Origin of the sequence: Streptomyces sp. MUM 2J (genome assembly GCF_022414535.1) — a bacterium.
In the GTDB taxonomy this organism is placed as follows: domain Bacteria; phylum Actinomycetota; class Actinomycetes; order Streptomycetales; family Streptomycetaceae; genus Streptomyces.
Genome location: NZ_JADWYM010000081.1, coordinates 1 through 8293 on the forward strand (window position 1 = coordinate 1; position 8293 = coordinate 8293).

Here is an 8293-nt window from a genome sequence, read left to right on the forward strand (position 1 = left end):
CAAGGAACGGACGCTTCCTTCGTACTCACCCTCTCGGGCTTTCCTCCGGGCGCTTCCCTTCGGTGTCTCCGACTCTATCAGATCTTTTCCGACCCGATTTCCTCGGTGCTTTCCAGGTTCCCGCTCTCGCGTTTCCCTTTCCGGCGGCTCCGACTCTATCAGATCCTTTCGGTGTCTGATTCCCCGTCAGAGGGGGTTGCCGGGCGGGCTGTTGGGCCGTTCCGACGAGTTCAACCTTAGCGGATGCTCTCGGCGATTCCCAATCGGGCGTCCGAGTCCCTATTCGAATTGAATTCGGGCACGCCGAAACCAACCCGGTCAGGAGATCTTGCTGGTGGTTGAGTGCCGCAGTGCGGCGGAAGGTGTTGTCGCAGAACCGTTACGGCCCCGCGGCAACCCGGAGAACTTTACGGATCGGGCTCGGGGGTGTCAAGCGCCCCCTGTCAAGATCTTTTCGCTCCGGTGCCCGTGGAGCCGTCAGTCCAGGTCGGTGAGGCGTCCGCCGGCGTCCGGCTGGGAGTGCTCCACGCGGCGAAGGAGCCGGGTGAGGACATCACCGAGGGTCGTGCGCTCCGCCGGGTTGAGGTCCTGGAGGAGGTCCTCCTCGAAGACGGTGGCGAGGCGCATGGCCTCCAGCCACTTCTCGCGGCCCTCGGGGGTCAGCTCGACGATCACCCGTACCCGGTTGTTCTCGTCACGCTCCCTGGTGACCAGGCCCTCCGCGACCATGCGGTCGATCCGGTGGGTCATGGCGGCCGGCGTGAGGCCGAGGCGCTTGGCGAGGTCGCTGGGGCCGAGGCGATAGGGGGCTCCGGAGAGGACGAGCGCCTTGAGGACCTCCCACTCGGCGCTGCTGATGCCCAGGGCGGCCGTCTGGCGACCGTAGGCGACGTTCATGCGGCGGTTCAGCCGGGACAGCGCCGAGACGATCTTCTCGATCTGGGGGTCGAGGTCCTGGAACTCGCGCTGGTACGCGGCGATCTGCTCTTCGAGGGTCGGCTCGGTGCCGAGGGTGCCGGGGTTGTCGCCCATGGCCGCAGTATCGCACGTTCCCGCTTTGCCTTGAAGTCCTCGACTGTGTACTCTTTAGTTTCGAACTTTAGTTTCGAAGTCTTCACTCCTAACTACTGAGAGAGGTGAACGTGACCAGGGCGATGGGCGCAGCGATGCGCCGGATCCACGTGGGCAACGCACTCAGCGCGTTCGGGCTCGGCTTCACCGTCCCGTACCTGTACGTCTACGTGGCGCAGGTGCGGGGGCTGGGGGCCGTGACGGCGGGAACGGTCCTCGCCGTCTTCGCCGTGGCCGCGCTGGTCGTGCTGCCGGTCGCCGGACGGGCCATCGTCCGGCGGGGCCCGCTGCCGGTCCTGATCGCCGCCCTGGTGACCGCCGCCGCCGGTGCGCTGAGCCTGGGGCTCGCCTCCGGTGCCACCGGAGTCCTGGCCGCCGCCGCGCTGCTCGGGGCCGGGCAGGCCGTGATGCAGCCCGCTCTGGCCACCATGATCGTGGACTGCTCCGGCGCCGACACCCGGTCGCGGGCCTTCGCGACGCAGTTCTTCCTGCAGAACCTCGGGCTCGGCGTCGGCGGGCTCATCGGCGGGCATCTGGTCGACCCCACGCGCGTGTCGTCGTTCACGCTGCTGTTCGCGATCGAGGCGGCGATGTTCCTGTTGCTCGTCGTCGTGATGTCCACCGTGCGGGTGCCGCGCTCCCCGCGCCTGCCGGACGTCCCGGCGCGGTCGGCCGGTGGAAGCTGGGGGCAACTGCTGGGCAACCGGGCCATGGTGCAGCTGTGCGTGCTGGGCTTCGTGCTGTTCTTCGCCTGCTACGGGCAGTTCGAGTCGGGTCTGAGCGCCTACGGCGTCGAGGCCGCCGGGATCTCCACCTCCGCGCTGGGCACGGCGCTCGCCGCGAACACGGGGATGATCGTGGTCGCGCAGTTCGTGGTGCTGCGGTTCGTCGAGCGGCGCCGGCGGACGCGGGTGATCGCCCTGGTCGGTCTGATCTGGGCCGTGGCGTGGCTGACCGCCGGGTACGCGGGGCTCGGGCACGGCAGCCGCGAGATGGCGACCGCGGCCTTCGTCTCGACGTACGCGCTGTTCGGGCTGGGTGAGGCGATGCTGTCGCCGACCGTGGCGCCGCTGGTCGCCGACCTGGCGCCGGAGGGGTACGCCGGGCAGTACAACTCGGCGTTCGCCCTGGTGAAGCAGCTGGCGCTGGCCGTGGGGCCGGCGGTGGGCGGTCCGATGGGCGCCTCGCTGCACACGCCGTACATCGTGACGTTCCTGCTGTTCTCGCTGGGGATCAGCGTGCTCGCCGTGCGGTTGGGGCGGCGGCTCACCGCGGTGCAGGACCAGCCGTGGGCCGCGCGGAGCCGGGTCGTCACCCGGGGTGGCGCGGCCCCCTCGGAGCGGGTGCCGTCGGACGCCTGAGCCGGCTGCCGCCGGGTGGACCGCGGGCGGCGCCCGCCTACGGCCGGGACGGCTGCGGTGGCAGGGCGAACTCGCACCACACCGCTTTGCCTCCGCCCGGTGTCCGGCGTGAGCCCCAGTTCGAGGCGATCGTCGCGACGATCGCGATGCCCCGGCCCGACTCGTCGGCCGGTTCGGCGCGGCGGCGCCGGGGCAGGTGGTCGTCGCCGTCGGTGACCTCGACGATCAGGCGGCGGTCGGTGCGGCGCAGCCGCAGGCGCATGGGTGGGGTGCCGTGCTGGAGAGAGTTGGCGACGAGTTCGCTGGCGGCCAGCACACCCAGGTCGTGCAGGTCGGCGGGGAAGCGCCAGCTGGTCAGGACGCCGGAGGCGAAGGCACGTGCGCGCGGGGCCGCCTCCACGCCGCCGAGCAGTTCCAGGGCGGCGTTGCGGAAGAGTTCGCTGTCGCGGCCCGTGCGGGCCGGATGCTGGAGGACGAGTACGGCGACGTCGTCGTCGTGGTCGGCGGTGACGCCGGCCGAGCGGACGAGCCGGTCGCAGACGACCTGCGGGGTGCCGGTGGCGCCGGCGAGAGCGCGTTCCAGGGCGGCGATGCCTTCGTCGAGGTCCTCGTCGCGGCGTTCGACCAGGCCGTCGGTGTACAGGACGGCCGTGGAGCCGGGGCCGAGCGGGAGCGAGCCGGAGGCGTGCATCCAGCCGCCGGTGCCCAGCGGGGGGCCGGTGGGCTCGTCGGTGCGCAGGACGGTGCCGTTCTCGTCGCGGACGAGGATCGGCAGGTGCCCGGCGGAGGCGTACACCAGTCGGCCCTCGTTGGGGTCGTGGACGGCGTAGACGCACGTGGCGATCTGGTTGGCGTCGATCTCGGTGGCGAGGCCGTCGAGGAGCTGAAGGACCTCGTGCGGGGGCAGGTCCAGGCGGGCGTAGGCGCGGACGGCCGTGCGGAGCTGGCCCATGACGGCCGCGGCGCGGACGCCCCGGCCCATGACGTCGCCGATGACCAGGGCCGTGCGGCCGCCGCCGAGGGTGATGACGTCGTACCAGTCGCCGCCGACCGCGGCCTCCGTGCCGCCGGGTTGGTACGTGGCGGCGATCCGGAGGTCGTCGGGCTGTTCCAGTTCCTGGGGCAGCAGGGACCGCTGGAGGGTCACGGCGGTCTCGCGCTGTCGGCGCTCGCTGGCGCGGAGGCGTTCGGCGGCCTCGGCGTGGTCGGTGACGTCCGTCGCGAAGACCAGAACGCCGGTGCCGCCGGTGCCCCCGCCGTCGCCTTCGGTGACGGGGGCGCAGGTGAAGGTGTAGGAGCGGCCGTCGGTGGCTTTGCGGGACTTCAGGGTGCGGGGCTTGCCGCTGCGCAGGACCTGGTCGAGGAGGGGCAGAAGACCCAGTTCCTTCAGTTCGGGCAGGGCCTCGGCGGCGGGCAGGCCGCAGGGGCGTCCGCCGAAGGCCGCGGTGTAGGCGCCGTTGACGTGGGCGAGGCGGTGGTCGGGGCCGTGCACGAGCGCGACGAGGGCCGGGACGCGGTCGAGGACCTCGCGGACGGGCAGTTCGTCGACCGCGGGGACGGGCGGGGTGCCGTCGGTGGGGCGTTCGGCGCGGGCCGCGGGCACCGCGCCCTCGCTCCGCCGGTCGGTGGCGACCGACTCGGTCCGCGCTGCGGCGCGGCGCTGCGTTCCGGGGAGCCGGGCGCTCCAGCGCGTGAAGTTCACGAATCCTTGCCTCGGGTAGTCGTCGTCGGCCGGCTCCGGGGCCCGGCCGGGGCTCCGGAGCCCCGGCGGCGGGGGCCGCACATTGTTGCAGCACCCGGGAAATGCAGCACGTGGGAACAGCCTCTGGGTTCGCGGACGGGTGGCGGCCCGTCCGGGCTCGGGGACCAGTCTGGCAGGGTGGCCGTCCGGGCCGACAGTCAGACGCCGGAGCAGCCGATCGAGTTCCTGGGTCCGGTCAGGACGACCCCTTCGGGTCGTTCTTCGGGTTGTCTGAAGGTTTTCCACCGGCAGCCAGTTCGAACTCGGCGCGAGGATGTTCGAGGGATCCGAGCGAGACGATCTCCCTCTTGAACAGTCCCGCGAGCGTCCATTCGGCCATCACGCGCGCCTTGCGGTTGAAGGTGGGGATGCGGCTCAGGTGGTAGGTGCGGTGCATGAACCACGCGGGGTAGCCCTTGAGTTTGCGCCCGTAGACGTGGGCGACGCCCTTGTGGAAGCCCAGTGAGGCGACCGAGCCGGCGTAGCTGTGGGCGTAGACCTGGAGGGGTTCGCCGCGCAGGGCGCGCGCGATGTTGTCGCCGAGGACCTTCGCCTGGCGCAGGGCGTGCTGGGCGTTGGGGGCGGTCTCCGCGCCGGGTTCCGCGGCGGTGACGTCGGGGACGGCGGCGGCGTCGCCGGCCCCCCACGCGTGCGGTGTGCCCTCGACGGTCAGCTCGGGGGTGCAGATCAGCCGCCCGCGGGCGTTGCGCGGCAGGTCGGTGGCTTCGAGCACCGGGTGGGGCCGGACGCCCGCCGTCCACACGACCGTGCGGGTGGGGAAGCGGGCTCCGTCGCTGAGGACGGCGACACGGTGCGCGCAGGACTCCAGGCGGGTGTCGAGGCGAACGTCGATGTTGCGGCGGCGCAGCTCCGAGACGGTGTAGCGGCCGAGGTCGGCGCCGACCTCGGGCAGGATGCGGCCGGAGGCCTCCACGAGGATCCACTTCATGTCCTCGGGCCGGACGTTGTGGTAGTAGCGCGCGGCGTAGCGGGCCATGTCCTCCAGCTCGCCGAGCGCCTCCACTCCGGCGAATCCACCGCCGACGAAGACGAAGGTCAGCGCGGCGTCGCGGATCGCGGGGTCGCGGGTGGAGGAGGCGATGTCCATCTGCTCGATGACGTGGTTGCGCAGGCCGATGGCCTCCTCGACGGTCTTGAAGCCGATGCCGTGCTCGGCCAGACCGGGGATGGGGAGGGTGCGGGCCACGGACCCGGGGGCGAGGACGAGTTCGTCGTAGGTCAGCCGCTCCGGGGGAGCGCCCCCCTCCTGGGTGGCGAGGGTGTCGACGGTGGCCGTGCGGGAGGCGTGGTCGATGGCGGTGACCTCGCCGATGACGATGCGGCAGTGCGGTAGGACGCGGCGCAGCGGGACGACGACGTGGCGCGGGGAGATGTTGCCGGCCGCCGCCTCGGGCAGGAACGGCTGGTAGGTCATGTACGGGTCGGGAGTGACGACCGTGATCTCGGCCGCGCCCTCCTTCAGTTCCCGTTTCAGGCGCCCCTGGAGGCGCAGAGCCGTGTACATCCCGACGTAGCCACCGCCGACAACGAGAATGCGCGCACGTTCCTTCACCATCCCATGACGCACCCGGCGCTGCCGTTTGTCCACAGCCCCGGCGATTTGTGTGACCACGTGCCGGGGATGCGCAGAGTTGGCCGAAACGCCCTAGTGCGGGGCAAGTGTGCAGGTCAGAGGGCGGGCGCCGGGGTGCGGGACGGTGCGCAATCGGGATGTATGCGACCCGTGCTCCGATCGGGGGGCGCTCCGTGCGGAACCTGCCCCTTCTGAATTGACTCCCTCTCAACTATGTTCGTGTGTCGACGGGGTGTAGGGGGAGCGCTCATCGGGACCGCGGCACGCGGGACCGGGCACGCGAGGCTTGATCCGCACGCCCGGCATTTCCAGGCGGAGAGTCTCCGGGGGGAGACGTCATTACCGGGGGATCGTTTATGCACATTCAGGACTCGCACTGGTCGTCCGCGTCCGCCCTCGCGGCGGGCGGCGGGACGCTGAGCGCGGCGGCGGGCAACGGACGCGGGGACGGTGCGCGGACCACGCCGCTGCGGGTGGATGCACAGCGCAACCTGGAGCACGTGCTGCGGGCGGCGCGCGAGGTCTTCGGCGAGCTGGGGTACGGCGCGCCGATGGAGGACGTCGCGCGGCGCGCGCGGGTGGGTGTCGGCACGGTGTACCGCCGCTTCCCGAGCAAGGACGTCCTGGTCCGGCGGATCGCCGAGGAGGAGACCGCGCGGCTGACCGACCAGGCGCGCGCGGCTCTGGGCCAGGAGGACGAGCCGTGGTCGGCGCTCTCGCGTTTCCTGCGCACGTCGGTGGCCTCAGGGGCCGGTCGGCTGCTGCCGCCGCAGGTCCTGCGGGTCGGGGTGGCCGAGGAGCGGGCCGGCTCCGCGGCGGGCGAGGCCACGCGGGTGCCGCAGCAGCGGACCCAGCCCGGCGGCGGCGAGCTGCGCCTGGTGACCGAGCACAGCGCGGCGGAGCCCGAGGACGACGCGGGGACGGCGGCGCTGCTGGAGGTCGTGGGCCGGCTGGTGGAGCGGGCACGCACGGCTGGCGAGCTGCGGCCGGACGTGTCGGTGTCGGACGTGCTGCTGGTCATCGCGACGGCGGCGCCCTCGCTGCCGGACGCGGCGCAGCAGGCGGCGGCGTCGGCACGGCTGCTGGACATCCTGCTGGAGGGGCTGCGCTCGCGCCCGGTCTAACCGGACCGCGCCGGACCACGACACACGGGTGCCGGTGGGGTGCGGGCCGCTCGGCGCGCACCCGGCCGTCGTCCGCGGCGGCCCGGCTCCGGGTTCGACGGCACCGGTTGGTGTTCCCCGTTCGGGTGAGGACGGGCACAGGCGTCCGAAAGCCCCCTCGGACGGGTGGATGCCTCCGGCTCCGAGGCCCTGGCCGAAAACCGATATGGCACTCTGACCCGGTGGTCGGGAGCGGTTGGGCAGGCGGCGGGGGCATTCCGCGATGAGTGTTGACGGGCGGGACGGGTCACTCGGTGACGGCGACGCGCAGACCGGCGACCCGGCCCCGCCGCAGGTGCCGAGTCAGGGCGGCCGCGCGGGTACCCCCACGGGCGAAGGGGCCCCCCGCGGCGGGGCACGCCGCGGCGCCCCCGCGGAACCGGCTGCGGCAGGGGGCCCCGACGGCGGCGTCCCACCCCAGCGGGAGTGGCACGAGGACGGCGTCCTCCCGCCGCCGCGCGAGCTGCCGCCCTCCGACGTCGATCTGATCGGGCGGATGCGCGCGGGGGACGACACGGCGTACGAGGAGCTGTACCGGCGCCATGCCGACGCCGTGCGCCGCTACGCGCGCACCTGCTGCCGGGACGCGCACACCGCCGACGACCTCACCGCCGAGGTCTTCGCCCGCATGCTCCAGGCGGTCCGCGGCGGCTCGGGGCCCGAGCACGCCGTCCGCGCCTACCTGCTCACCTCCGTGCGGCGCGTCGCCGCGCACTGGCTCCAGTCGGCCAGGCGCGAGCAGCTCGTCGACGACTTCGCCGTGTTCGCCGCCTCCGCGGCCCGTGCCACCGAGCGGTCCGGCGACAGCGTCGACCTGGGCGCGGACGTCCATGCCATGCACGAGGCCGAGCGGTCCATGGCGATGCAGGCCTTCCGCTCGCTGCCCGAGCGCTGGCAGGCCGTGCTGTGGCACACCGAGGTGGAGGACGAGTCGCCCAGCGAGGTCGCCGTTCTGTTCGGCCTCGACGCCAACGGCACACGCGTGCTGGCGAGCCGGGCCCGGGAGGGCCTGAAGCAGGCCTATCTGCAGGCCCACGTCTCCGCCACCCTCACCGGCGACGAGGCATGCGCCCGCTACGCCGACCAGCTCGGCAGCTACGCCCGGCGCAAGCTGCGCACCCGCGCCGAGCGGGGGCTGCGCAAGCACCTGCAGGAGTGCGCCCGGTGCCGGCTGGCGGCCAGTCAGATCGAGGAGGTCGCGGGCAGTATCCCGGCCGTGGTGCCGGTGGCCGTCATCGGCTGGTTCGGCACTGCCGGGTACGCCAAGGCGCTCGGGCTCGCCGCCGGAGCAGGTGCGGGCGCGGCCGGTGCCGCGGGCGCCGCCACTGCGGCGGGCGGCGGCTCGTCCGGCGCGGGCGCGGGC

At 73.0% G+C, this 8293-nt stretch carries 6 protein-coding genes; 3 read left to right on the forward strand and 3 right to left on the reverse strand.

The features are described 5' to 3' along the window. Positions 1 to 477: 477 nt before the first annotated feature. Positions 478 to 1032, reverse strand: a complete 555-nt coding sequence (locus I3F54_RS31485; RefSeq protein ID WP_240122342.1) for a MarR family winged helix-turn-helix transcriptional regulator — start codon at positions 1030 to 1032, stop codon at positions 478 to 480. Positions 1033 to 1166: 134 nt separating this feature from the next. On the opposite strand from I3F54_RS31485, the gene I3F54_RS31490 reads away from it, so the two are divergent. Next, a complete protein-coding gene (locus I3F54_RS31490; RefSeq protein WP_240122347.1) occupies positions 1167 to 2432 on the forward strand; it encodes an MFS transporter in 1266 nt (421 codons plus the stop codon). 37 nt (positions 2433 to 2469) lie between these two features. Here I3F54_RS31490 and I3F54_RS31495 read toward each other — a convergent pair whose 3' ends face one another. Both I3F54_RS31495 and I3F54_RS31500 read right to left on the reverse strand, forming a co-directional pair. Further along, positions 2470 to 4134 carry an ATP-binding SpoIIE family protein phosphatase gene (locus tag I3F54_RS31495; protein ID WP_240122343.1) on the reverse strand — a complete coding sequence of 555 codons (1665 nt, stop codon included), beginning with the start codon at positions 4132 to 4134 and terminating at the stop codon, positions 2470 to 2472. Positions 4135 to 4369: 235 nt separating this feature from the next. Further along, positions 4370 to 5749 carry an NAD(P)/FAD-dependent oxidoreductase gene (locus I3F54_RS31500; protein ID WP_240122344.1) on the reverse strand — a complete coding sequence of 460 codons (1380 nt, stop codon included), beginning with the start codon at positions 5747 to 5749 and terminating at the stop codon, positions 4370 to 4372. A 374-nt stretch (positions 5750 to 6123) separates the two neighbouring features. Between I3F54_RS31500 and I3F54_RS31505 the strand changes: the two genes are divergently transcribed. Both I3F54_RS31505 and I3F54_RS31510 read left to right on the forward strand, forming a co-directional pair. After that, positions 6124 to 6891, forward strand: coding sequence for a TetR/AcrR family transcriptional regulator (locus I3F54_RS31505; RefSeq protein WP_240122345.1), 768 nt, complete (start codon positions 6124 to 6126; stop codon positions 6889 to 6891). Positions 6892 to 7153: 262 nt separating this feature from the next. Then, a partial coding sequence (locus I3F54_RS31510; RefSeq protein WP_240122346.1) for a sigma-70 family RNA polymerase sigma factor occupies positions 7154 to 8293 on the forward strand: 1140 nt, incomplete at its 3' end.